The sequence below is a fragment of the Lactobacillus sp. CBA3605 genome (genome assembly GCF_002970915.1).
Lineage (GTDB): Bacteria > Bacillota > Bacilli > Lactobacillales > Lactobacillaceae > Lactiplantibacillus.
Genome location: NZ_CP027190.1, coordinates 1,519,216 through 1,543,292, shown reverse-complemented (window position 1 = coordinate 1,543,292; position 24,077 = coordinate 1,519,216). Strand labels below are relative to the sequence as shown.

General features: G+C 43.1%; 23 protein-coding genes. 6 read left to right on the top strand and 17 right to left on the bottom strand.

Annotation, left to right across the window (positions count from 1 at the left end; translation table 11 throughout):
* Positions 1-95: 95 nt before the first annotated feature.
* Positions 96-1,790 (bottom strand): oleate hydratase, encoded by a 1,695-nt coding sequence (locus C5Z25_RS07440; protein WP_105452062.1) that lies wholly within the window; start codon positions 1,788-1,790, stop codon positions 96-98.
* Positions 1,791-1,991: 201 nt separating this feature from the next.
* Here C5Z25_RS07440 and C5Z25_RS07435 point away from each other — a divergent pair, with 201 nt between their 5' ends.
* The gene (locus C5Z25_RS07435; protein ID WP_105452061.1) at positions 1,992-2,807 is read left to right on the top strand and encodes an HAD family hydrolase; all 816 of its coding nucleotides are present in this window, start codon (positions 1,992-1,994) and stop codon (positions 2,805-2,807) included.
* Positions 2,808-2,947: 140 nt separating this feature from the next.
* Here the strand turns inward: C5Z25_RS07435 and C5Z25_RS07430 are convergent, their stop codons facing one another.
* From C5Z25_RS07430 to C5Z25_RS07420, 3 genes are read right to left on the bottom strand one after another with little or no spacing between them, the layout of a single operon-like run.
* On the bottom strand, positions 2,948-3,433 hold the full coding sequence (locus C5Z25_RS07430) for a PTS sugar transporter subunit IIA (protein WP_105452060.1): 486 nt from the start codon (positions 3,431-3,433) through the stop codon (positions 2,948-2,950).
* A 13-nt stretch (positions 3,434-3,446) separates the two neighbouring features.
* Positions 3,447-4,946: a PTS transporter subunit EIIC gene (locus C5Z25_RS07425; RefSeq protein ID WP_105452059.1), complete on the bottom strand. Its 1,500-nt coding sequence runs from the start codon at positions 4,944-4,946 to the stop codon at positions 3,447-3,449.
* A 20-nt stretch (positions 4,947-4,966) separates the two neighbouring features.
* Positions 4,967-5,656 (bottom strand): N-acetylmannosamine-6-phosphate 2-epimerase, encoded by a 690-nt coding sequence (locus C5Z25_RS07420; protein WP_105452058.1) that lies wholly within the window; start codon positions 5,654-5,656, stop codon positions 4,967-4,969.
* Positions 5,657-5,823: 167 nt separating this feature from the next.
* On the opposite strand from C5Z25_RS07420, the gene C5Z25_RS07415 reads away from it, so the two are divergent.
* Positions 5,824-6,639 carry a MurR/RpiR family transcriptional regulator gene (locus C5Z25_RS07415; protein WP_105452057.1) on the top strand — a complete coding sequence of 272 codons (816 nt, stop codon included), beginning with the start codon at positions 5,824-5,826 and terminating at the stop codon, positions 6,637-6,639.
* 78 nt (positions 6,640-6,717) lie between these two features.
* Here the strand turns inward: C5Z25_RS07415 and C5Z25_RS07410 are convergent, their stop codons facing one another.
* The 7 genes from C5Z25_RS07410 to C5Z25_RS07380 all read right to left on the bottom strand — a co-directional run bounded on the left by C5Z25_RS07410 (position 6,718) and on the right by C5Z25_RS07380 (position 12,893).
* Complete coding sequence (locus C5Z25_RS07410; RefSeq protein ID WP_105452056.1) at positions 6,718-7,173, bottom strand: nucleoside 2-deoxyribosyltransferase; 456 nt, start codon at positions 7,171-7,173, stop codon at positions 6,718-6,720.
* A gap of 109 nt (positions 7,174-7,282) precedes the next feature.
* On the bottom strand, positions 7,283-8,155 hold the full coding sequence (locus tag C5Z25_RS07405; RefSeq protein ID WP_105452055.1) for an aldo/keto reductase: 873 nt from the start codon (positions 8,153-8,155) through the stop codon (positions 7,283-7,285).
* A gap of 96 nt (positions 8,156-8,251) precedes the next feature.
* Positions 8,252-9,100, bottom strand: a complete 849-nt coding sequence (locus C5Z25_RS07400) for an aldo/keto reductase (protein WP_105452054.1) — start codon at positions 9,098-9,100, stop codon at positions 8,252-8,254.
* A gap of 287 nt (positions 9,101-9,387) precedes the next feature.
* On the bottom strand, positions 9,388-10,575 hold the full coding sequence (locus tag C5Z25_RS07395) for a CynX/NimT family MFS transporter (protein WP_105452053.1): 1,188 nt from the start codon (positions 10,573-10,575) through the stop codon (positions 9,388-9,390).
* A gap of 60 nt (positions 10,576-10,635) precedes the next feature.
* A complete protein-coding gene (locus tag C5Z25_RS07390) occupies positions 10,636-10,935 on the bottom strand; it encodes an ArsR/SmtB family transcription factor (RefSeq protein ID WP_105452052.1) in 300 nt (99 codons plus the stop codon).
* An 81-nt stretch (positions 10,936-11,016) separates the two neighbouring features.
* Positions 11,017-12,249, bottom strand: a complete 1,233-nt coding sequence (locus C5Z25_RS07385; protein ID WP_105452051.1) for an MFS transporter — start codon at positions 12,247-12,249, stop codon at positions 11,017-11,019.
* Positions 12,250-12,419: 170 nt separating this feature from the next.
* Positions 12,420-12,893, bottom strand: a complete 474-nt coding sequence (locus C5Z25_RS07380) for a MarR family winged helix-turn-helix transcriptional regulator (protein ID WP_105452050.1) — start codon at positions 12,891-12,893, stop codon at positions 12,420-12,422.
* A 113-nt stretch (positions 12,894-13,006) separates the two neighbouring features.
* Between C5Z25_RS07380 and C5Z25_RS07375 the strand changes: the two genes are divergently transcribed.
* Together C5Z25_RS07375 and C5Z25_RS07370 are read left to right on the top strand one after the other, a co-directional pair.
* Positions 13,007-13,609: an NADPH-dependent FMN reductase gene (locus C5Z25_RS07375; protein WP_105452049.1), complete on the top strand. Its 603-nt coding sequence runs from the start codon at positions 13,007-13,009 to the stop codon at positions 13,607-13,609.
* A gap of 72 nt (positions 13,610-13,681) precedes the next feature.
* Positions 13,682-13,873 carry a PspC domain-containing protein gene (locus C5Z25_RS07370; RefSeq protein ID WP_105452048.1) on the top strand — a complete coding sequence of 64 codons (192 nt, stop codon included), beginning with the start codon at positions 13,682-13,684 and terminating at the stop codon, positions 13,871-13,873.
* Between the two features lie 172 nt (positions 13,874-14,045).
* On the opposite strand, the gene C5Z25_RS07365 is transcribed toward C5Z25_RS07370, so the two are convergent.
* Positions 14,046-14,525: a GNAT family N-acetyltransferase gene (locus C5Z25_RS07365; protein ID WP_158682926.1), complete on the bottom strand. Its 480-nt coding sequence runs from the start codon at positions 14,523-14,525 to the stop codon at positions 14,046-14,048.
* 302 nt (positions 14,526-14,827) lie between these two features.
* Between C5Z25_RS07365 and C5Z25_RS07360 the strand changes: the two genes are divergently transcribed.
* A complete protein-coding gene (locus C5Z25_RS07360) occupies positions 14,828-17,566 on the top strand; it encodes an HAD-IC family P-type ATPase (RefSeq protein ID WP_105452046.1) in 2,739 nt (912 codons plus the stop codon).
* 93 nt (positions 17,567-17,659) lie between these two features.
* Here the strand turns inward: C5Z25_RS07360 and C5Z25_RS07355 are convergent, their stop codons facing one another.
* The 4 genes from C5Z25_RS07355 to C5Z25_RS07340 all read right to left on the bottom strand — a co-directional run bounded on the left by C5Z25_RS07355 (position 17,660) and on the right by C5Z25_RS07340 (position 21,525).
* On the bottom strand, positions 17,660-18,454 hold the full coding sequence (locus C5Z25_RS07355) for an alpha/beta hydrolase (RefSeq protein WP_105452045.1): 795 nt from the start codon (positions 18,452-18,454) through the stop codon (positions 17,660-17,662).
* A gap of 119 nt (positions 18,455-18,573) precedes the next feature.
* Positions 18,574-19,359: an alpha/beta fold hydrolase gene (locus C5Z25_RS07350; RefSeq protein WP_105452044.1), complete on the bottom strand. Its 786-nt coding sequence runs from the start codon at positions 19,357-19,359 to the stop codon at positions 18,574-18,576.
* Between the two features lie 24 nt (positions 19,360-19,383).
* Positions 19,384-20,055, bottom strand: coding sequence for a hypothetical protein (locus C5Z25_RS07345; protein ID WP_105452043.1), 672 nt, complete (start codon positions 20,053-20,055; stop codon positions 19,384-19,386).
* Between the two features lie 108 nt (positions 20,056-20,163).
* Positions 20,164-21,525, bottom strand: coding sequence for an amino acid permease (locus tag C5Z25_RS07340; RefSeq protein WP_105452042.1), 1,362 nt, complete (start codon positions 21,523-21,525; stop codon positions 20,164-20,166).
* 219 nt (positions 21,526-21,744) lie between these two features.
* On the opposite strand from C5Z25_RS07340, the gene C5Z25_RS07335 reads away from it, so the two are divergent.
* The gene (locus tag C5Z25_RS07335; RefSeq protein ID WP_105452041.1) at positions 21,745-22,203 is read left to right on the top strand and encodes an NUDIX hydrolase; all 459 of its coding nucleotides are present in this window, start codon (positions 21,745-21,747) and stop codon (positions 22,201-22,203) included.
* A gap of 384 nt (positions 22,204-22,587) precedes the next feature.
* Here C5Z25_RS07335 and C5Z25_RS07330 read toward each other — a convergent pair whose 3' ends face one another.
* A complete protein-coding gene (locus C5Z25_RS07330; protein ID WP_105452040.1) occupies positions 22,588-23,994 on the bottom strand; it encodes a flavocytochrome c in 1,407 nt (468 codons plus the stop codon).
* Positions 23,995-24,077 lie beyond the last annotated feature (83 nt).

Below are 24,077 nucleotides of genomic sequence, written 5' to 3'. Positions count from 1 at the left end.
ACCTCGTTGAAAATCCGGGCTGATAAGCCTAGTTATGATTAATGCCGACTAAAAAAAGAGATTAGTCGCCCAATCTCTTAAAACCAACTTTAGTTTTAGTCAAACATTTTCTTAGTAGCCTTCATCAAGGTCTTTGGATCCTTGTCATAACGTGGTGTCTTAACTAAGTTATCCATTGGGACTCCTGCAAAATGATAAGCTGCAATTTCACCAGAACGAACAGCACTTTGTTCCGTGAAAATCATTTGGTAAGGTTGTTCCGCAAATTCACCCGTAAAGGCTAAGTTGGTTGAATGTTGTGGGATAACTTCTGGCCGATCAGTCTTGGCCCGGTTATTGAACAACGCCGACGCATATGGCATGTAAACCGGAATATTATTGATGATACTATCTAATAATTCTTTTTCCTTATCCTTAATGTTGCCGGGACCAGGATCAACTTTCGAAAGCTGACCAATTAATTCTTGTGCCATTTCTTTACCCGTCATCTTAATGTATGGCTTGTGGACAAATTCACCTTGCCGCCGTGGATAGAGGAAGTAGCCCCAAAGCACGGTTTCATTTGGATTTTGCGTGGTAAAGTGTGGCTGATGATGAATAACAATCGACATGTTGATATCTTTTTGATTCAATGGCGTAATTGGCGTCGTTGATAAGAAGGAATTCAACGCATTCCCTGGTTCTTGCGTCGTAATCCGCACAATTTCATTTAAGAAAGCATGATCCTTGGTCGTTAACGTAAAGCTGACCCATTCACTTGCATTCCGATCATTAAAGAATTTATCCGGCGTACCCAAGTTATAGAAGCGTTCTGTCGCTTTCTTCCAAAGTGCGGCACTAATCCCATACTCCATATTTTCAGGTGCGGGCGTATTGTAATCCCCCATGGTAGCAGAATCGGTAATTGACCCATTGGTAAAGATTACCGCTGTATCATCATCAACTTCAACTTCTTCAGTCTCACCAGTTTTAGCATCTTTAACAACTAACCCGGTTACCGTAATTTCATCTTGCATTGCGGTATCTTTGAATTGCCAATCTTCAACAATCTTGTTGTCAATAAAGGTGACATTTTGAGCCTGTAAATACTTAATCAGTGGTTCAATCATACTTTCAAATTGGTTGTAACGGGTCCGATTGACCCCAACTAGATGTTCAATTTGAGTAAATTCATAAATCATTTGATGCATGTAACGCCGTAGTTCTTGCGCAGAACTTTGAGTTCTAAACGCAAAGGTCGTTTCCCACATGTACCAGAAATTCGTTTGGAACATATGTGGATCATCCGCAAAATATTCTGCGATGGTCACATTATCGAGTTTTTCTTCCTCACCATCTGGCATCAAAATCAGCTTCGTGAGTAAGGCCCGATCTTTATTGTTAAAGCCTAACTTGCTGGCATTGATAATACCTTTGCCACCTTGTAGTAACCGTGCTTTATCAAAAGTCCGATGTTTTGCATCAAAATCACGCGTATCTTCTGCGGCAGTCATACCTGGTTCAGTAATTGATGGAATCCGGTCTAACAATTCCATAAGATCCACGTAGGTCCGATAATTTAACATCCGACCACCCCGAGCTACATACCCGGTTGTGTTCTCCATGGGATGATTCTTGTTCCAATATTCGTTCGTGAAGTCGGCGGTTGACCCACCATCATTAGCACCATGCATATCGACCCCGTAAAAGGTGATATCTTTGCCATCCCAATGACCATCTTGAATCAAATACACTGCTGAAGCCATGTTCGATAGCCCAGCACCAATCATAATTGCTTTACTTTTAACCATAAATAACGCCCCCAAATTCGGATTTTGTTAACGCTTACAGGTACATTATACAACTTGGATATCAATTGTCTAGTTTGAACTGAAAAAAATCTATTACTTTCATCAATTTACACCTAATTTAAGTTTTTACCGTGATGTTTTTCAGTAATTTCCCTGACGCCTGCCAACTTCTAGTATAATAGCTTTATAGGAGTGACGTTAATGATGACACCTTATTTAATCTTTTCTGACGTCGACGGGACGCTCATGATTGACCATACCCACCTGACAACAGTAACTCAGCAAACACTCAATCAAGTGATGGCCCGCGGTCACCATTTTTATATCGCTACCGGTCGCATGCTACCACTGGCACGACAAGCCGCAGAACAAATTGGCGGACCCGTTAAAATCATCGCCGCTAATGGCGCAACTTTTGAACTCGGCGACCAATTACAAACCGCTTACTTGTCAGCAGCCCAATTAACGACGATTTACCAGACAGTCTTGGGTCACGACTGCAAAGTCTTTTTCTTTGAAACCGACCGTTTATATTACACTGGCGACGAACCCCCTTATCAGGCAGACGCTGCCCAGGCCAATGTCACCACGATGCCCGATTTAAACGCTTTGCCACTGATTGGCCCGGAATACTTGCCTAATCTCGCTGGTTACGTCACTAATGCCATTGCTTATGGTGACCCCAGTAAATTAGCTGCCATCCGTGCTGAGTTAGGCCACCAGACCCAGCTAAATTTATCTAGCTCCAATACTAATAATTTAGAACTGATTCCGCAGGGCGTTGATAAAGCCAGTGCCATCACCACCATTCAACAGGCTACTGGCATTGATCGTGCGCACACCTTAGTTTTTGGCGATGGCTTGAATGACTTAGGGATGTTTCAGGTCGCCGATTACAGCATTGCCATGGGAAATGCCCCTGACATCGTGAAGCAGGCAGCCACGGCCGTCACTTTACCCAATACTCAAGACGGCGTCGCAGTTTATCTTCAGGACTTCTTCAAATTAACTGACTGAGCGTTAAAATACCACTCAAACGACAGCAACCAGCTAGTTCTTTAACTCGCCTTAATGAACTTAGTCTTTTTATTAGCTTATTTAGTTTCAACTTAAAGGGCTGCTTGATCAAAATCTGATTAAGCAGCCTTTTTGGTACTTTATTTTAGGGTTAGACTAGTGACTTCCGCCCCATGTTTAATCGGTTGCGTGATAATCGGTGTTAAACCGGCTAACTGTGTCGCAGAATTAGTAACCAACGTTAATACAACTGTCTCTTTACCAGCGGCTTTAATCTGATCAAAATCGACATCCGCTAAGACAGCCTTAGGAGTGACCTGATCATTTTTTTGAACCTCGATGCTGAATGGTGCACCATTCAATTCAACCGTATCCAAACCAATGTGTATTAATACTTCTAATCCTTCCGGCGTGGTTAGACCAATGGCATGTTTAGTTTTAAACACACTAGTAATCGTACCATTAATCGGCGCATACACTTGACCACTGGTTGGCTGAACACCAAAACCTTCTCCCATTAATTTCTGTGAAAAAACAGGATCGTTCACATTTTCTAACGCCACTATTTGACCATCAACTGGTGCCGCTAACTTTAACGCTACTTTTTTCTTTAAAAATTTAAACATTTTATTTTTCCTCCTAATCGGTACCTAAAATCTGATTAATCTCTTGACTATACAAATCTGCTTTACCACCAAAAACAGCTTGGATACCGCCGCCCATTTCAAGAACAGCAGTTGCACCTAATGATTTCAGCTGTGTTTTATCAACTAGACCACTATCTTTAACCGCAATACGTAGTCGCGTCGCACAAGCTTCAATTGATTCAATATTCGTCGCACCGCCCAATGCGTCAATGATTATTTGCGATTGCGTATTTAAATCACTATCGCTACTGCTGGATTCTGCTACACTAGTGCTATCGGCATCTACCATTCCTGGAATAGCAACTTTAAATTTTCTAATACAAAATGAAAAAACAAAGTAGTAAATGAATGCCCAAGCAATCCCATAAGGAATAACATACATCCAATGAGTCCTATCTTGACCTTGTAGCACACCAAAGAGTAAATAATCAATCAAACCACCGGAAAAAGAATTACCAATTCGAATATTTAAAATATCAGCAACAAAGAAAGAACAGCCGTCTAAGAACGCATGAATAACATATAACCAGGGTGCAACAAATAAAAATGTATACTCTAAAGGTTCAGTAATACCCGTTAAAAACGATGTCAAAGCGCCGCTAAAATACAAGCCACCATTTTGTTTGCGATTACGTTTTGGAATGGCATGATACATTGCTAACGCCGCAGCTGGTAGGCCAAACATCATTGTTGCAAACCGACCAGCAAAGAATCGTGTGCCATAGGTGAACAACCCCGTATGATTAGGGTCAGCTAATTGAGCAAAGAAAATGTTCTGTGCCCCTTGAATCGTATGACCAGCTACAACTTCAGTTCCGCCCAAAGAGGTGTACCAAAACATAGGATAGATAGTATGATGCAGACCAACCGCACCAAGCAAGCGAAGTAAGAATCCATATAAAAAAGTGCCGATACTACCTAAGGTTGCGATTTCTTTACCCGCAACCACTAACCATCCCTGAATCGGTGGCCAAATTAAGTAAAAAATCATGCCTAGAACGATTGCTGCAAAGGAAGAAACAATGGGAATGAACCTTGATCCACCAAAGAAACCTAAAAATTGTGGTAATTCAATTTTACGGTAGCGGTTATGTAAATAGGCAACTACCCCACCAACGACAATGGAACCTAAAACACCCGTATCAATTGCAGCATCTTTGGCTGAAAACAATTGTAATAATCCACTGATTGTAGCGGTATACACTAGGTACGCTACAGCCCCAGACAACCCTGCTGTGCCTTTATCTCCTTTTGCTAAACCAACTGCAATCCCAACTGTAAAGATTAGCGCAATATTAGCAAAAACAGCATTTCCTGCAAAATTCATTACTTTTAGAATAGTTTGTAGCCAACTAACATCCAAGAAAGGGTACGCCGTCAGCGCACTTTTATTCGTTAAAGCCCCGCCTAATCCAAGTAACAATCCTGCTGCGGGTAAAATGGCAATTGGCAACATAAAAGCTTGACCCAGCTTAGAAAATTGTTTAAACATTTTTCAATCCTCCTAAAAAGTTATTTGATTGCTTGAATAAAACGCGTCGCAATCTCTAAGGGCCGAGTAATTGCCCCACCAACTACCATTCCAGCCACACCTAAACTATGAACGACCTTCGCTTGTTCGGGACTATGAATACGACCTTCAGCAATCACGTCAACCCCGCCAGCTACCAGCTTATTAATCAGATCAATGTCAGGGCCAATTAATTTAGGACTTTCTTCTGTATAGCCACTAAGCGTGGTCCCGACAAGATCAATCCCTTGTTGCCAAGCAGTTATCCCTTCATCAAAAGTTGAAATATCAGCCATCAATAATTGATCAGGATACTTGGCTTTAACTTGCTGAATAAAAGCCGTCACGGTTAGCCCATCATGACGTTGACGATTAGTACAATCAAACGCAACTACTTCAACCCCGGCCGCAACTAACGCATCAACTTCTTGCATGGTTGCTGTAATGAATGGCTTCTCTGGCAGATAGTCTTTTTTTATAATGCCAATAATTGGTAAATCAACGACTCCTTGAATTTCCTTGATATCCCGAATTGAATTTGCTCGAATTCCGACTGCTCCGGCCTGTTGTGCGGCACTTGCTAACAGTGGCATCACCCCACCAGTCTTTGTGTACAACGGTTCACCCGGTAATGCTTGGCAAGAAACAATGAGACCATTTTTAATTTGTGATAAAAATTGTGATTTTTCCATTATCCATATTTCCTCCATAAATAATCTTTTTGGATTTTATCTCCAAATAAAATATAACAGCTGTTTTGGATAATGTAAAGCGCTTTATTTGATTTTGCGGAGTAATACTCCAATTTAATTTTATTTAGAATAGCGTATAATATTCCCCATAAGGATGGTGATACCTGTTGCGCTATGATTACTTAATTCATGAACAGTATGAAACGCTAACCCGTTCAGAAAAAAAAGTTGCCGACTACGTCTTAAAAGTTGGTAGTCAACTAATGTACGCTACAATGAGTGATATCAAAATGGCAACTAAAGTTGGTGATGCAACCATTATTCGGTTTTGTCAAAAATTAGGCTTTAGTGGCTTTTCTGACTTCAAAATCGAAATTGCTAAAGAGGATTTTACTCAAAAGGAACAGACCCGACCAGCTGATTACTATGATGATATTAATCGCCATCTACAAGATGCTTTAACTGCGACTGCCCAATTAATTGATCCTAGTCGACTAAACCAGGCTATTGATTTGCTGAGTCAGGCTAAATCAATTTATATTTTTGGTGTTGGTGGTAGTGCCCAAGTAAGTGAGTCATTTGCTTCAATCCTTTTGCGGGTGGGCGTTCAAGCGACCCCCGTTAGTGACCCACATATTCAGGCGCAAGTTGCCTCATTATTTAAGTCAACTGATTTAGTTATCGGTCTGTCTCTAACCGGCCGAACTAAAGATACTTATGATGCGCTAAAAATTGCCAAAAATAATCATGCTAAAGTGATTGCGATTACCAATAATTTAAATAGTCCTGTCGCTCAACTCGGTGATGTTGTTTTACAAACAGCCATCGAAGAATTTTTAAATGGCGGGTCTGTTGCTGGACGGATTTCACAGCTATACATTTGTGATGTGCTCACTCAAGGCTATGAAAATCGTAACCAAGTAGATGCAGTTGCACTACGTGAGAAAGTTCTACGTTCAATTCTTGATAAAAGTTTAGATTAGTCTAAAAATCTGCTTAATATAAATAACGCCATTCTGACAAAAATTTGTCAGAATGGCGTTATTTATATTATATGAAATTTACCGAATTGCACCGGTATACTGAAAATCATCACTTGTCGGATCCAGTAAGAATGTCTTCAAATCAGCCATATTCTGAACCGTCGCTTTACCCGATTTCGCCAACATTACATTAAAGGTCCCATCGGCTAAAGTTTCAGCGTAGTAAGCCACTGGAATGTCCAGTCCAAAGGCCGTACCAGTCTCCCAGATGGTCCCCGTATCAAAACCATCCACGACTGCAACGACTAGCTTAGCTTGTTTCAAATGCGCCACGTTGTCATCAAAGACGGCATTACGGTCGGCGTCAGTTGCATCCGGCGTGAGATCGATCCCATCTAGGCGTGGACTGTAATACGTTAATTCTAACTCATTCATGAGCTGTTCAATCTTCGCTAACCGTTCGGGTTGCCCCGCTGTAAACCAAGGCCCTGCCAAATAAATCATCGGTGTCGTACTTTCGAGACGTGTCTTCATCTGATTATTCATCCTCTTTCAACTTAAGCTTTCTTTATTTTAAACGTAATTGGGGCTCGAAAACAAGCGCAAAAAAAAGCGTTTGGACTTGACCCCAAACGCTAACCGTTTATTTAAGACTTAATTGACTTAGTTCGTTGAAATCAGCTGTCGTCAAGTCGACGTTAGCAGCAGCGACATTATCCGCCAAATGAGCTACAGAACTGGTCCCAGGAATTGGTAAAATATTTGCCGACCGCTTCAATAACCAAGCTAAAGCAATTTGCGCAGGACTTACTTGATATTTTTCAGCCATTGTACTCAACGCACTACCTGGTTGTGCTAATTGACCAGTGGCTAATGGGAACCAAGGCAAGAAAGCCATGCCTTGTTCAGCCGCATAATCAACCACGTCATCATCATGATGATCAGCAACATTATACAAGTTTTCAATCGCATCAATTTTGGCAACTTTTTGCGCTTCCTTGATTTGAGCAACCGAGACCTGGCTCAAACCGATATGCTTGATTTTGCCTTCAGTTTGTAGCTTTTTCAATTCACCGACTTGTTCAGCCACTGAAAAATGACTGTCAATTCGATGCAAGAATACCAAGTCTTCATGGTCTAAGCCCAAGGTCATCATGGACACTTCGACTTGTTGCCGCAAATAATTAGCTTCACCATGTGGCGTCCAAATATTTGGTCCTTGCCGAGTTTGACCAACTTTATCCGAAATAAAGATTTGATCCCGGTTAGCAGCACCCTTTAAACCGGCTGCTAAATACCGATCGGCAAACCAAGGCCCATAAGAATCCGCAGTATCAAAAAAGTTAATCCCATAATCAAGGGCTTTTTTAACGACTTTAATCCCCTCTTCAGGGTCTTTGTAAGGGCCCCAGGTTCCAGGGCCAGTTAATTGCATGGTCCCATAACCTAACCGATTCACCTTAAAATTATCATCAAATGCATAAGTGCCCGCATTAGCGGCATTAATTGTTGCCATCGAATTTTGCTCCTATCATTTTTTATTGCCTTCATTTACAAGTCTTAGTGTAGTCCCTGTCACCGGGGTCAGGTCAATTATTTGACCCGCAAATTTTTAACCCTGGGTTGGATTGTGAAAGACGGAGGCATCCACAACCGACATCGCATTTAGCGTCACCATATCCGCCGCACTAATTTCAAAGTCCAACTTAGTATTGGCTTCAATATGATCCGGATTAATCGCCTTAGGTAGCGGTAAAATGCCATTTTGAAGCACAAACCGTAACGCCAACTGAGGGACACTAACCTGATAGTGATCAGCAACTTGCTGAATTGCCGGATTGTGCAAAAGTCCACCCGTTGCTAGTGGTGAATAAGCTTCAACCAACATACCGTTAGCTGTCGAAAATGCCGTGATTTTAGGTTCAGTATAACCTAAATAATATTGAATCTGATTAACCATCGGTTTAACTTCGGCCTGTTTCAGAATGTTTTTCAAATCCCGAACGGCAAAATTAGAAACCCCAATGGCTTTGGCTCGACCACTCCGATAAATAGCTTCCATCGCTTGCCAAACTTCTAAATTAGCTTCATCATAGTTGCGCCCAAGTTGACCCCATGGCCATGGGGCATGGATAATATACAAGTCAACATAGTCCAAGCCTAAATTGTTTAGTGATTGGTCAAAATCCGCTAATGTCCCTTGATAAGACTTTGTTTCAGCAGGTAACTTAGTCGTGACAAAAATCTCTTCTCGTGGAATACCAGCATCACGAATCGCTTCACCGACACTGTGTTCATTGCCATAAGCTAAGGCGGTATCGATATGCCGATATCCTGCCGCCAAAGCATTTTTAACGGCTTGATACGTGGTGTCACCACTTGAAATTTGCCAAGTGCCGAAAGCGACCTGTGGAATCTCAACACCATTGGTTAAGGTATAAGTATCTGTCATTACTGTCATTTTAAGAAATCTCCATTTCTATATTAAATTAATTATTTAAAATCGACTTAATGCCGACGTCTAATCCGTTGAGTTGCTAGTGGTCGTGTCGGATCACCAATAAGGGTCAATAGCCCAGTCGCAACCAAAACAACGACTAAAATCTGAATTACTGCCATTGTTGGGCCCTCCTAATTAAGATAGCTTGATTAAGTGTAACAATGCTCAGTTTAAGACCTTAGTCCTACTCTAAGGCAACTAATTAGTTCGCAAATTCAAATTTTTTTAATTTAATAAAATAACACAGCCTAGTCATAAATTGACGTATGCCGCTGTATGACCAGCCCTGCTAACGTGAGTAACACTGAAAAAATAATTGCCAACCACAGAACTGGTGCCCAACCAAGCTGACTCCCTAACCAACCGAAAACGACCGGACCTAAAGCCGCCAGTAAATAACCAGCGGATTGGGCCATGCCTGATAAATCTGCTGTTTCAAAACCAGTCGTCGTTTTTTGCGTAAAGAACACCACTGCCAAGCTAAAAGCCGCACCTGAGCCGAGACCGATTAACACACATAAACCCGCAACGACTGCAAAATTAGTTCCAGCCACCAAAATACCAGCAATCCCGGCAATAAAGCCAATACCCACAACCGCTACCATCACATGCACCCCAACTTTTTTGTTAGCCGTTGCTGGCACGATGTAGGCCATCGGTAGCCCACTTAATTGCATGACAGTAACTAAATTTCCAGCGGCAACTAGTGTAAAGCCATGCGCCACTAAAATAGTCGGTAGCCACGTTAACAATGAATAATAGACTAAAGCTTGTAACCCAAAGAACGCCGTCACCACCCAGGCTAAGGGTAACCGCCAGACACTGGCATGTGCTGATGCACTCACCTGGCGCTTAACGGTGGGACGCTCGGCACGGTGATTATATTTCAGATTAGGTCCCCAAGCAATTAGGTTAACTATTCCTAGCACCGATAAAACTGCCATTGTAACTGGCAGCGACCAATACGCTGCTAGTACGCCAGAAAGTCCCGTCCCAAAAGCACCAACAAGTAGCATTGACAAGGTATACTCACTGGTAGCGACGCCAATTTTAGTTGGAAAATTATCCTTAATAATTGCTGGAATCAAGACATTACCACCATCAGCGCCAATTCCAACCAGTAACGTCCCTAAAAATAGCAAGGCAATCGACGGAATCACCCGTAAATAACTGCCGATGGCTAAGATAATAAGCATGACATAAATGGTCAGCTCATTACCAAACCGGCGGCCCCACCGTGAAATTAACGGTGACATCACGGCAAAGGTCAGCAACGGGATCGTCGTCAATAAACCTGCCATTGAGCTCGGTAAACCTAAAGTTCGTTTCAAACTACTGATTAACCCTGGCATCATCGTAATCGGCAAGCGCATATTAGCGGCGGCTAACATCATGCCTAAAGTCAGATAACGACTATGTTGATGCGTGTCCAACATGAAAATCCACTCCTCTTAGCTTACGTAATTCGACAAATATCGAACTAAGTTTCAAAAAAATTATAATGTGCTTAAAAATCCAGGTAAATACTGGTCAAACGTTGCCGGACGTAAAGACAAATATTTCGTCTGCGCCACGCGTCGTGTATTAGTTAAACCAACTAATCGTAAGGCTTTAAAATGATAAGACACCGTGGACTTGCTAATCTTTAATTGCGCACCTACCTCACTGCAAGTCATTTCACGGTTCGTCTGATAAAGCACTCGGATAATTCGCAATCGGTTTTGGTCGGCCAAAGCTTTAAAAATTGCGACACGTTGTTGGTCTCCACTAATTTGTTGCTTTAGTTCGATAGTCATAGAACTACCATACGCCTACATTTAAATTTTGACAACAAAAAATGATTAGCGAGGTACACCTCCCTAACCATTTAAACCGTACTATTCAGCTAATGGTCCATGTTGTTTCCAAATTCCTGGGACCAGCCACAAAATCAAACCTAAGTTAATGGCCAACATCACGGCAGTTAGAATAAAGACTGAATTATAGTCAAAAATTCCGGCAATTACGCCACCTAACAAAGCCCCTATCATATTACCAATCGCCTGAAAAGACTGATTGTAACTAAAAATCGTTGACGTCAGATGCACCGGCGTATTCTTAGTCAATAAGGTTTGAATTTCTGGGAACAATGCCCCATCAGAAATTCCAATCGCAAATCGTAACAGCCCTAAGGCAATCACACTCGTGACCCAACCTTGTGGGAAATACATAATAACTGCAAAAATATACCCAAACAATAGCACACGCCCTGAGCCATGCTGGTCGCCATACCGACCAAGCCGCGGGGCCGCTAAAATATTAGAAATTCCGGGCAAGGCAGCAATAATCCCGGCCACAACCGTAATGGGACCTTTATAATGCATCAATTCGCGCACATACAAACTAATAATCGGCGCAATTGAAGCATTGCCTAGTTGGACAATCATGGTCGAGCACAGCATGATAATGATTAACTTAGGATTTTGAAAGGCTGCCAATGGATTTCGACTAGCCCCCGGTTCCCGATGATGATCAACTGGTTTGAAATGTTCTTGCACGAAGAACAAACTCAGCAAGAATGCGCCGACTAATAGCCCCGCCGTAATAAAGAACGTGTTTCGAATCGAGAACACTTCGGCTAAGATACCACCGATAACTGGCCCAAATAATTGACCACTAACAGCGCCAGTGATTAAGGTACTCAACGCGTGACCACTATATTTACGCGGTGTTTGCGAAGCAACTAGCGCTTGCGCATTGGAAATAAAGCCTGCAAAGACACCTTGTAAAGCCCGTAAAGCGACTAATTGCCAAACATTAGTGACAAACCCCATTAGCCCCATCGCCAATGCCATCCCTAACGAAGCTCGTAGTAACATCACTTTACGCCCTTTTTTATCCGCAATAATACCCCACAATGGGGCGGAAATGGCGGAAATAGCATAGTCGGCTGCATAGGCGAGACCACTATAAAAGGTCACCTGCTGTTTATTAAAATCACCTAGCTGGCTCACAAACAATGACAAGAATGGCATGATTTCACTAAATGCCATCCCAGCCACAAAGGTACAAAACCATAAAACAATTAAATTACGATGCCATGGTCCGCGCTCACGTTCTGCGTCATCCACAACTATCATCTCCAAATCTAGCTACTACTAATTTTTCGTAAGTTAAGATAGTACAACCTAGCTTATCATATTTTAGCTCCTATTTTGTAATTATTTCCTGGGAAATTTTTAGCATTAAAAATCGCAATTATGCCCGTGGCTTTCAATTACTTGTCATTCCCGGATGCTAGTCACGGCTTGATTTGTCGAATTCGGTGCATCAAGGTCACGAACCGGGTTAATTCCGCTGGTGTATAGTCTGCGGCAATGGCGCTGGCCTGTGCGGCAATCGCCAACTTTAATTGGTGCTGGAGTTGTGCCACCTGTTGTCCCGCCGTCGTTAGCCGAACTAAAACTTCTTTATTGTTTTGTAAACTCCGAAATTTTTCAACTAAGCCCAACTGCGCTAATTTAGTAACTGCTCGTGAAATTGTCGCTTGTGACAGCGTTGTTAGCTGTGGCAATGCCTTAGCATGCGTTGCCGGCTGGGTGGCCAATTGCGCAATTATTTTAATATCAGTGGTCGATAATTGCTTGAGTTGTTGTTGCAGGTGGACATCCGTCGTCTGCCGTTGCGCCCATTGCTTCTCATCATCATCAATGCCATCTTGGGCAATAAATGCATTTAATTCGGACATTATCTGCTCGATTAACGGTTCGGTCATCTTTCTATCTCCTTTTTAATTCACATGAATAAATACTTGTATTATTAATATTATCCGTCTATAATAACATTTTGTATTCACATGAATCAATAATGAAATGGAGTTAATTAATTATGCAAACAATTGCGATTATTTTAGGCAGCACCCGTAAAAGTTCCTTAGGTCGTTCTTTATTCAACCATTTGCAGCTAACAGCACCCGCATTATGTGCTGAATTAGCCATCAAGGCGACCTTTTTAGACTTAGCTCAATACAATCTTCCCTTCTTCGATGAAGTCCTGCCACCAATGGCAAACAACCAGCGTCACTTACCTGCTAATCAGCAGCAATGGATCAGTGATATGGCCCAAGCAGATGGTTATCTTATCTTGACACCAGAATATAACCACGCGATGCCCGCCGCACTCAAAAACGCCCTCGATTTTCTAGCATTTGAAGGCCAGCGTAAACCGGTTAAACTCATCTCATATGCTGATAACATGCGTGGCGGCCAGTTTGGCGCGGCAGCGTTGGTCCCCGTCTTACAACGGCTGGGCATGCTGGTCTTACCTAAACCTACCCCCGTTGGTCAGTTACAAAATAACCTGCAACCCGATGGTCATTTCATCGCCGCAGCGCCATTAAAAGCACGCTATACCAAGGGATTATCACAAGCACTTCAAGAAATTGCTTACTACACGACAGTGCTCACTGAACACCCGTTTCCAACCGCTTAAAGCATCTCAGTAGACGGACCAGTCTGAACACGATACACTTGAGGTAAATATACTTCAAGGAGGGCTTTCGTCATGAAAATTAACATTCATCGTTCTAATCAAAATCGTGTGATTGCGGGTGTCATTGGCGGCATTGCAACACGTTACGACTGGAATGCCAATCTCGCACGACTTATTTTCGTCGTACTTGCAATTACACCAATGTTTCCAGGATTAATCGCTTACTTAATCCTTTGGCTACTCATGAAGGACCCCGTCGACTAATCTGATAATACCTTTAGAACATTAAGCGCTCAGGACAAAAAGTCCGAGCACTTTTTTGATATACCGCCCTTTTAAGGACCTCAAAAAAGCGTGATCAGTTACCCGCTATGAGTAACCGATCACGCTTTTTTCTGCGATGACTATTAACGCTGACCTTTATTAATCTCCGCTACTAGTCAATCAAATAAGCCAGGCCATAATCATCCACAAAATGACCATCTATGTAAAAAGCCTCGCGAGCAACACTTTCAACTTGAAATCCCAGTTGTGCATAGAACTGACGAGCTACTAAGTTAGTCGCTAGGACCCGTAATTCAAGCCGATGAATTCCGAGACGCCGTGCTTCAGCCTTTAACTTCGTCATCAAGCCCCGTCCAACACCTTGGTGCTGCGCTTGCGGTAAAATACCGATGCCAATATCCCAAGTAAATCGCATTGACATAAAGGGCGGCATTGGATTCCAAGAAATCATCCCTAAAATTTGCTCATCTTGAACCGCAACCAATTGACTGCCAACTGGATAATTTTGTGCATATGTCGCTAAATTCTGGGCTAGCATTGGCCCTGGACTATTTTGTGAATTCCAGATAGTTTGATCAATGGCGAATAATGCTGGTAAATCCGCCGCTACGGAATAGCGATAAGTAATCATCAAATTGTGCCCTCTTTTAGTCATATTTACTAGTCATCATACTGGTTTTAAATCCGTGATGCAATGCTAACTAGCGCCATTTAACGGGTAATCTGATATATTATTGCAACTAGAGTCATCAAGCGTCATATAACTATAAAACATTTTTATAACAACCTTGATTAATATTCGTTTATAATAATAACTAACGATAGCTTAAACCTGGAAAGGATGTGGCCGAATTGGCCTGCTTAACGCACAAACCACGTTGCATTTTTACTGAGCCCCATCGCTAAGCCTAAACTTTTATAGGAGTGAATTTAATGATAGATGATAACCAGCAGCAGTTGACCAACCCGGAAGACCAAGACCAGGTGCCTCCCGATACCGATACTACCCATTTGTGGCAGCTTGATGAACCAACTTTAGCGACTAAGTACCAGACTGATCCTGTCACTGGCCTTAGTGCCGCTGAAGCTGAGCACCGTCTACAACAAAACGGTCGGAATGAACTGGAAACTAAGCACACCTCACGCTTCATTCAGTTCATCAAGCAGTTTAATAATAGTATTATTTATATTTTAGCGGCTGCTGCAATTATGACCTTTCTAATGGATCGTTATTCAGATTCAATCGTTATCGGACTAGTCATCATTGCTAATGCCATCATTGGTTATGTCCAAGAACGTCAAGCGGGTAACGCTCTGGAACGCATTCGTGAAATGTTGATTTCTAAAAACTTCGTCATTCGTGATAACCAAAAGCTTGAAATCGACGCCCGCGACTTAGTAATTGGTGATTTGGTTAACTTAGAGGCGGGGGATGCAGTCCCTGCTGACATGCGACTCATTTCCGCCGATAACTTAAGCGTCCAAGAATCCATTTTAACTGGTGAAACCAATCCGGTTGAAAAGATTGAAGAACCAATGCCGGACCAGCAACTTCCCTTAGCGGACCGCCGTAATTTAGTTTACGCCTCAACTGCAGTAACTAGTGGTTCGGGCTTAGGGATTGTCGTTGCCACGGCTGAGGCAACCGAAATTGGTGCAATTCAGCAATCAGTTGGCGCCGTCAAAGAAAAACCAACGCCCTTAATGCGGAACTTGAATTCATTAGGACTCGGTTTATCAATTGCAATTATCGTCGCCGCAGTCTTATTATTTGGCTTAGGCCTGCTGATGGATACTTACAGCTTACCAACCTTACTAATTGCTGTGATTACCATGGTGGTTGGCTCCATGCCAGAAGGGTTGCCCGCTAGTACTTCAGTCGTCTTAGCGATGGGGACCCGGCGGATGACCAAGAAAAATGTCATTGTTAAATCACTGCCAGCCGTCGAAACGTTGGGTGCCGTGGATATTGTTAATACCGATAAAACCGGGACTTTAACCAAAAATGAAATGACCGTCACTAAAGTGGTTACGCCACACCATTTCTTCGATGTTACCGGTGTGGGTTATGATGCTGATGGCGGCGTTAACTTCGATGGTGCCTTAAAACTGAATGGTCAAACTATGGATTGGCACCAAGATCAAAGCATGGAATGGCTGGTAAACATTGCTGGTCAAACGACTGATGCGCAATTACACTTTGAAAACAACAAATGGGAACTGACGGGTGAACCAACTGATGGTGCCTTAACGACACTTTATCGTAAGATGACCGGACATGATCCTGAAGTGGCTGAAGTGGATTCGCTACCGTTTGACTCGGCTTTCCGATTTTCCGCCCGCCTAGCTGACTTTGATGGGCAGCGCATCTTGATGGTCAAAGGGTCCCCTGCCACCATTCTACGATTAACCAATCAAAAAACGGACCCAGCTTATTGGGATCATGCCATGACTGACTTAACGGCGGACGGGTTGCGAGTTGTCGCCTTAGCTTATCAAGTTGTTGCGGCTGATGTGACTGCTATTGATGCTAAAACCATTGGTAACTTAGAATTAGCCGGTATGGTTGGCATCATTGACCCACCCCGTGAAGAAGCGGCCGCTGCTATTGCAGAACTTCGGCAAGCTGGTGTCCAAGTTAAAATGATTACTGGTGATCATCCGGATACCGCAACTGCCATTGCCAACAAGCTGGCTTTAGCACCGCAAGTCAAAGCGATTACCGGACCCGAGATTGACGCTTTAGATGATCAGCAACTCAAAGCTCAAATCGATGATTATAACGTCTTCGCTCGGGCAACACCGGCCAACAAATTACGAATTGTCCGCGCACAGCAAGCCAACCAACACGTTGTTTCCATGACTGGTGATGGGGTTAACGATGCGCCGGCCCTCAAACAAGCCGATATCGGGGTTGCTATGGGGATTAAGGGCACTGAAGTTGCCAAAGAAGCTGCTAATATGGTCTTAGCGGACGATGATTTCGCTGATATTGTAGCTGCGGTTCGTGAAGGTCGTCATGTCTTTGATAATATTCGGAAAACAATCCGCTTCTTACTCCCAACTAGTTTTGCGGAAGGGTTAGTGGTCATCATTAGTATTCTAATGGGCCATGAACTGCCGCTCTACCCGACCCAGTTGCTCTGGATTAACATGGTTTCGGCATTAACGATTCAGTTTGCGTTTATCTTCGAGCCACCGGAAGCTGATATTATGGCCCGTGGTCCTAGGAATGTCAAAGCCGGCCTACTGTCCAAGCTAGACTCGTTTGAGATTGTATACGTCTCGTTACTAATTTCCGGACTCGGCATTTTTGCCTACGACTACTTAACAGCACTAGGCTTGCCAAACGTAGTCGGGAGTACAATGTCGCTAAACATCATTATCTTTGGTAAGATTTTCTACTTGTTTAATTTACGAAATAATCATCCAGTAATTTCTAAGTATCTATTCCAAAATAAAATGGCTTTCTACATTGTCGGTATCCTGATTCTTCTACAGCTAGGGATTGTCTACTTGCCATTTATGCAATCCGTCTTCCATACGACTAACGTTAGTTTTGGTTACGGTTGGGGAATTCCAATCTTAGCTGGGATTGTGGTCCTAATTGTCACTGAAATTGGTAAGTTCATCCGCTTCCACTTCTTGGAAAAAGATCCGAACTTAAATTAAGCTTTAAAAACAAGTCATACAAAAAAATCCTCGCCGGAAAAATTTCCGACGGGGATTTTTTAATCTAACCGATTGTTTCACGTGAAACATTTTTTACAGCGGGGCCAATTGTTCCCCACATAGCCATTGCATCACCATCGGTAACTGCTGGTTCCACAATGGCCAATCATGGCGTCCTGGTAATTCTTGCCAGGTGAAATTCGTTTTAAATGCATTGGCAAAACGTGGCTGGTACGCAACGTCCATGGCACGTAACATGTCCTCACTCCCAGTCGTCATCAAAACACGCAACGCTTGGCTAGGGGCAGTTAAATGCTGTAACAAATAATCAATACCAACTGGTGTATCACTCAAATGTTGCGGATCAAAAGCCAAATCAAAATCGGGCATGATGGCTGCTTGGTCAACCCTGAATCGTGCTAAATCAGTCACTGGCGATAAAGCTGCGACTGCCGCAAAGCGTTCCGGATAAGTCAGGGCCCACCTTAAGGCGCCATACCCGCCCATGGAATTTCCCACCACAAAATTTTTTTCTCTAGCAGCACTTAATGGAAACATGAATCGTAATCGGTCTGGCAATTCAGTTGTCAGAAAAGTCCAATAACGTGGCCCAGTAACCATGTCCGTATAAAACCCGCGTTCCGTTTGTGGCATCACCACCGCAACGCGATATTGTGTCGCTAATTGTTCAATTGCGGTTTGACGTACCCAAGTCGTCGCATCGCCCCCTAAGCCATGCAGTAGCCAGATAACAGGCAACTGGGATGACCCCTGACTAAAAGCAGCAGCTACTTTACCTGCTGAGTTCAATGGCTCCGGTAGAATCACGGTCACGTTAACTAAGCGTCCTAACTCATTAGCATAGAAATTATTATAATGAATTGACATTAAGCCACCCCCATTTCGTTCGCTTAATTTAGCCAAATTTATCGTTAAAATATATTCGAATAAATTATGACATATTTAGCCAACAAAAACAACTAAACCGGGGTGTCAATCCGATAAGCTTAAGCGATGGTTGCTAAAAATGGCAGTAAGGTGGCATTGAAAGCTGCGGATTGTTCCGCCATCACAATATGCCCAGCTTCCGGAATCACAACACTATGCCCTTGTGGCGCAGTTTGCGCTACAACTGCTGCAAATTCTGAATTAAAGTAAGGTGACTCTCGTCCCGCAATGATCAAAAAAGGCTTGGTCAGCTGGCGCACAACATCTCGCCAGTCTTGAACCGCATGATTAATGAGTAATGGCCCCATTAAAGCTGCATCAAATGGCGCTTGAGCAGCAACCGCTTTAACTTGGGCATAGGTGTCATCATCAATATGCTTGAACGTCGAACGGCCAAGTGGCTGCTGAAAACTAGCTGGAAAATCTGCCCAGGTTAATTTTTTAAAACCGTATGCCCATTGCGGTGTATTTATCATTTTAGGTGATTGGTCAACATCTATCACTGCTCCGACATTGGCATCACCAAACAAAGATAAATAGGCAAACCAGGTTGCCGCCCCCATTGAATTACCTAGTAAAATCGGTCGGTCTAATTGTAAAGCCGCAATTAATTCGGCCGCATCCAAGGCTCGACGACTCATCCGTAACCCTTTTGCTGTATGTTGCGAGAGACCTTGGCACCGCCCATCCAGATTGATGACGCGATAACCCGCTGCCACTAGCACTGGAATCTGGGCCGCCCAAATAGCTTTAGATCCCCCAAATCCGGTTAAAATGACCACTGCACGCCCATGGCCGGTATCCGTATAATCCAAACTCACATGATCAGACGTCATAAATTTCATCAGAATAGCTCCTTTTTTGAACGCTTAGTCAAAATCACTAGGCGTTAACTTTGTTAATTGATTTAACCAGGTCTGAGTACTGGCCTCAGCACTCGAACTAGCCGCATCAATCGGCGCCAACACGATTGCCACTTGTTGCCAGTCAATCCTCGTCGCCGTTTGCAGGCTAGTTTGCAATTGTGTTACCTGGGCCGTTGTCACTTGTGCCAATCGTTGTTCATTTTGCCCCAACAGTCCTAATAATGCATTAACGGCTAATTGTTGTGTTAGCTGGGCTCGCCATTGATCCGGCGACCACTGATCCGTGAGCGTTAAGCGGTGGGCCAATGGTACCGCTGGCACTTCTTTAGCCAAGAAAGCTTGCCAAGCATCGAAATTTTGACTCACAATCGCATAACCTTGCCATGGTAATTGCTGGTTGAATGCTTGCAGTGTTTGCGCCGTCAAGGTTGTGACTGACCAAGTCCTGGTCGGCGTCGCTGTAGCTACTGTCAACCACTGTGTCAACCAGCGTTGCATCGTTTTACGGACTACGGGCCGTTGTGACTTAGCTTGCGTCAGATGATACCGAACGCTTAAAAATTCAGCGGTCGCGGTCGAATCAATCACCCGGTCAGCTTGCACTTGATGATGTCGTTTTAATTGATGTGCAACTTTACGACGACTTGCTTTCGCATAATGTCCTTGTTTAACCATCGCATTGAGTCTCCTTTCATTAATCAATCAATACTTAATTTTACCGCAACTTTTGCCCAAATAAAAAGCCTGCAACTATTAAGCCACAAGCTGATTACTGACCCTATATTACGATGCATCCGTCGGTTGACGATATTTCCGAAAATAGATAATTGTCATAATAACTAGGAAAACAACCCCGACCAAAATAGAATATCGTGTTTCTGGATTAATAAACATGAACACTAGGGTTAACGCTAAGAAAGCGAGCGTTAAATAATTCGAGTATGGTGAAAATGGCATTTTGAATGGATGATTAACCATCTTAGCCGCATTTTGCTTTCGAAATTCAATTTGACTAACTAAGATAACAATCCAAGGGACCATTCCAGGTAAGACGCTGGAACTATAAACCATCACAAAAATCTCACTGGCACTCTTAAAGTAATAAGGTAAGATAACATTCAATAAGACCCCAATTAAAATACCAACTGAAATTGAAATGACCGCGTAGAACGGCACGCCATGACGATTTAATAGCGTCATTTTGTGTGGTAACTGTTGATTTTCCGCTAAGGTATATGTCATCCGGCTGGCACTATAAATACCAGAATTAGTTCCTGACAACGACGCCGTAATGACCACAAAATTAATAATTGAAGCTGCTGCGGTGATTCCGATTTTTGCAAAAGTTTGAACGAATGGAGAACCAATCTGACTTAGTTGGTCCCAAGGGTAAATACTAACAATTACGAAAATGGCCCCGACGTAAAAAATCAAAATTCTAGCAACTGTTGATCGAATTGCTTTAACTAAGGTACTTTGTGGATTTTCAGCTTCACCAGCCGTAACCCCAATCAGCTCAATCCCTTGATAGGAAGCCAACACAATGGCCAAAGCAAACATGAACCCCTTCACACCGCCCGTAAAGAAGCCACCATGTGTCCATAGGTTACTGATACCAATGGCATGACCGTGATTGCCAAAACCAAATAAAATGAGTCCCAAGCCCGCAATAATCATTAAAATAATGGTCACAACTTTTATTAACGAGAACCAGGTCTCCAACGCGCCAAACATTTTAACCGAAATTAAATTGGCGGCGCATAGGAACCCAATCGCAATTAACCCTGGAATCCAATCAGGCAAGTTCGGCCACCAGTATCGACAATACCCGCCTAACGCAATCATTTCGCTCATTCCAACGACCACAAATTGAAACACATTACTCCAAGCAGTTAAATAACCGAATACTGGGTGAATGTATTCAGAAGCAAACTTGGCAAACGATCCCGTATTTGGATCAACGTACAACATTTCACCGAGGGCCCGCATAATCAGGTACAGAAAAGCGCCCGCGACGATATACGCAATCAAAACTGACGGTCCGGTCCACTTGATGGTTGATCCGGAACCCATGAAGAGTCCCACGCCAATCGTGCCACCTAATGCAATCATCTGCATTTGGCCCGTACTTAATTTTCTTTGCATCGATTTCTCTCTTTTCATTATTCAAAACACTAATTACTACCTAGTAGGATATAGCTTCCATCTTAGCTAAAAATTAGCGGATGCGCAAATCCTAATTAAACGTTGACACACTAGTCAGGTTGCCCTGATTAAGAAATAGGCCCTAAATGTAACCGGTTTATTTATCGCGATTAACGCGTATAATTACCTTTAATAACATCAAAAGTGAGGTATTCAAGCATGGCAAATTATATTCAAGAAATTCGGGCCTTAGTGGGCCACAAACCTATTATTTTAAATACTGCTGCTGGTATCCTAGTTGATACCCAGCAACGAGTCCTTTTAAACTTACGAACCGATACCCATAATTGGAGCTTGCCTGGAGGCTACTTAGAGTATGGTGAAACTTATGCCGAGGCTTGTATTCGTGAATACCAAGAAGATAGTGGTCTTAAAGTTAAAATCAGCGCCCCGATTGGCATTTTTGATCGTGGTGAAACCGCCTATCCTAATGGCGACGTGGCTCAGACTATTACCCAGCTATTCTTAGTGCAGGCTATTGGTGGTCAAATCTTAAATCAAGCAACCGATGAGACCCTTAAACTAGACTACTTTGACTTCAAACAGCTGCCACCATTGCTTAATCAGCAAACCGCAGATTTAATTGAAGCCGGTCATCAATTTATTACTAAGGCTTAAACTTAAGTATATCAATCTTGACCATACGGTAAAATTCGATCGTTCTAGCTCATTGAAATTGCAATCTTCAATTAGAGCCCTTTTTCAAAACATAGTTGCGGCTGTGGGTGATAACGCCACAACTAACCTAACATCCTAACCAACAGACTTATCTTTAATTTCAAAATAACCTCATCATAGGCCAGTGGCGTTTAAATCAGTTATTAGTACCTGTTCAGATAACTGAACAGGTACAGTTCACATGCCTACCATTGCTCGCAGTTTTAACGTTTCCTAATTATCACAACTTTAAAGCCATTAAAGCGACCTCTTTCACGATAATAAAAGCCCTACCAGCCAGTCACAAAAAGAGTGCCCACCACATTTTGCGGGCACCCCCCTGACTTATTTTGATGTAAGTGCCGTTAAATAGCGATACACTTGTTGTCCAGCTTGGCGCCCAAAAATCACAGTTTCAGCAATCGAATTACCGCCAATTCGATTATTACCATGGAGCCCACCAACAACTTCACCCGCCGCATACAACCCCGGAATCACTTGTTGGTCAGCATTCAAAACTTGGGTTTGGGGGTTAATCTTAATCCCGCCCATCGTGTAATGAACTGCCGGTGCAATGCGAATAGCATAAAATGGCCCCGTTTTAAGACCATGACTCATGCCCGTCGTACGTCCAAATACTGTATCTTGGTGCGTGGTGACTGCTTGGTTCCAAGCAGTCACGGTCTGTGCTAGCGCCGCTGCTGGTAGTTTGGTTTTAGTTGCAAGCTGCGTTAAGGTCGACCCATTTTCAACTAAACCGATATGGTCATAAAATTCAATTGCTGGCACTCGTTGACGAACGGCGTGGTCCAGAATTAAAGTCGCCTTTTTCGTTGGTAATTGATTAATAGCAGCGGTCACGTTTTTGCGGGTATCCAGTTCGTTAACAAACCGCTGACCATTGTCATCAACTAAGATGGCTCCTTCCCCACGGACAGCTTCACCAATCAAAAATGGATGATTTGTTTCTTGCTGGACCGTTGGGTGCACCTGAATCTGATCCATATCAACCAATTGTGCGCCAACCTGTTTGGCTAGCGTTAAGCCATCACCTGTCGCACCTGGTTGATTAGTGGTTTGATAAGCCTTTAAGTCTGGTCGATATTGGCCAATCAACTCCTTGTTCGCCCCAAAGCCCCCGGTGGCTATAATGATTGCTGAGCCCTGTAGTGTTCGTTGTTCCCCGGTTGCTAGTTGCACTTGGACCCCCGTCACTTTTGTTGCGGTCTGTTGTAGTTGTGACACCTTCACTTCAGTAAATAACGGAATCTTTTCAGCCGCAATAACTTTTAACAATTGCGTCACTAAGAAGCCTCCGATTGGTGCCAAGCTACTTGGTCGATGCGTTCGTTTAACCCGCATCCCGCCAGTAATTGTTAAATCATCTAAGTCAATATGATGTGCCGCCAACCAGTCAATGGCTAAAGCCCCGTGTGACGTGAAATAATCCAATAGGGCTGGGTCATTCTGACGGCCACCACCAATAAAAGTCTCGTGATAAAAATCAGCATAGCTATCCACGACTTGATGTTTTAATTGCACCAAACTCTCGGCAGCGTTCATTCCGGATGAGGCCCGTGTCGTATTACCACCGATTTTAGCCATTTTCTCCAAAATAACCGGTTTTAAACCCAACTCGTGCGCTTGGACCGCACTTACAAGCCCACTACTTCCAGATCCAATAATGATGACATCATACTGATCCTTTAACGCAGTAATTGCCGTTGAGTCAAATTGAAACTTTTCCGCCATGCTGACCAATCCCTTCACTAACCGTTAATTTTGAATGTTTCACGTGAAACATGCTTGGTTACTTTCTATTTTACCGTAATCCG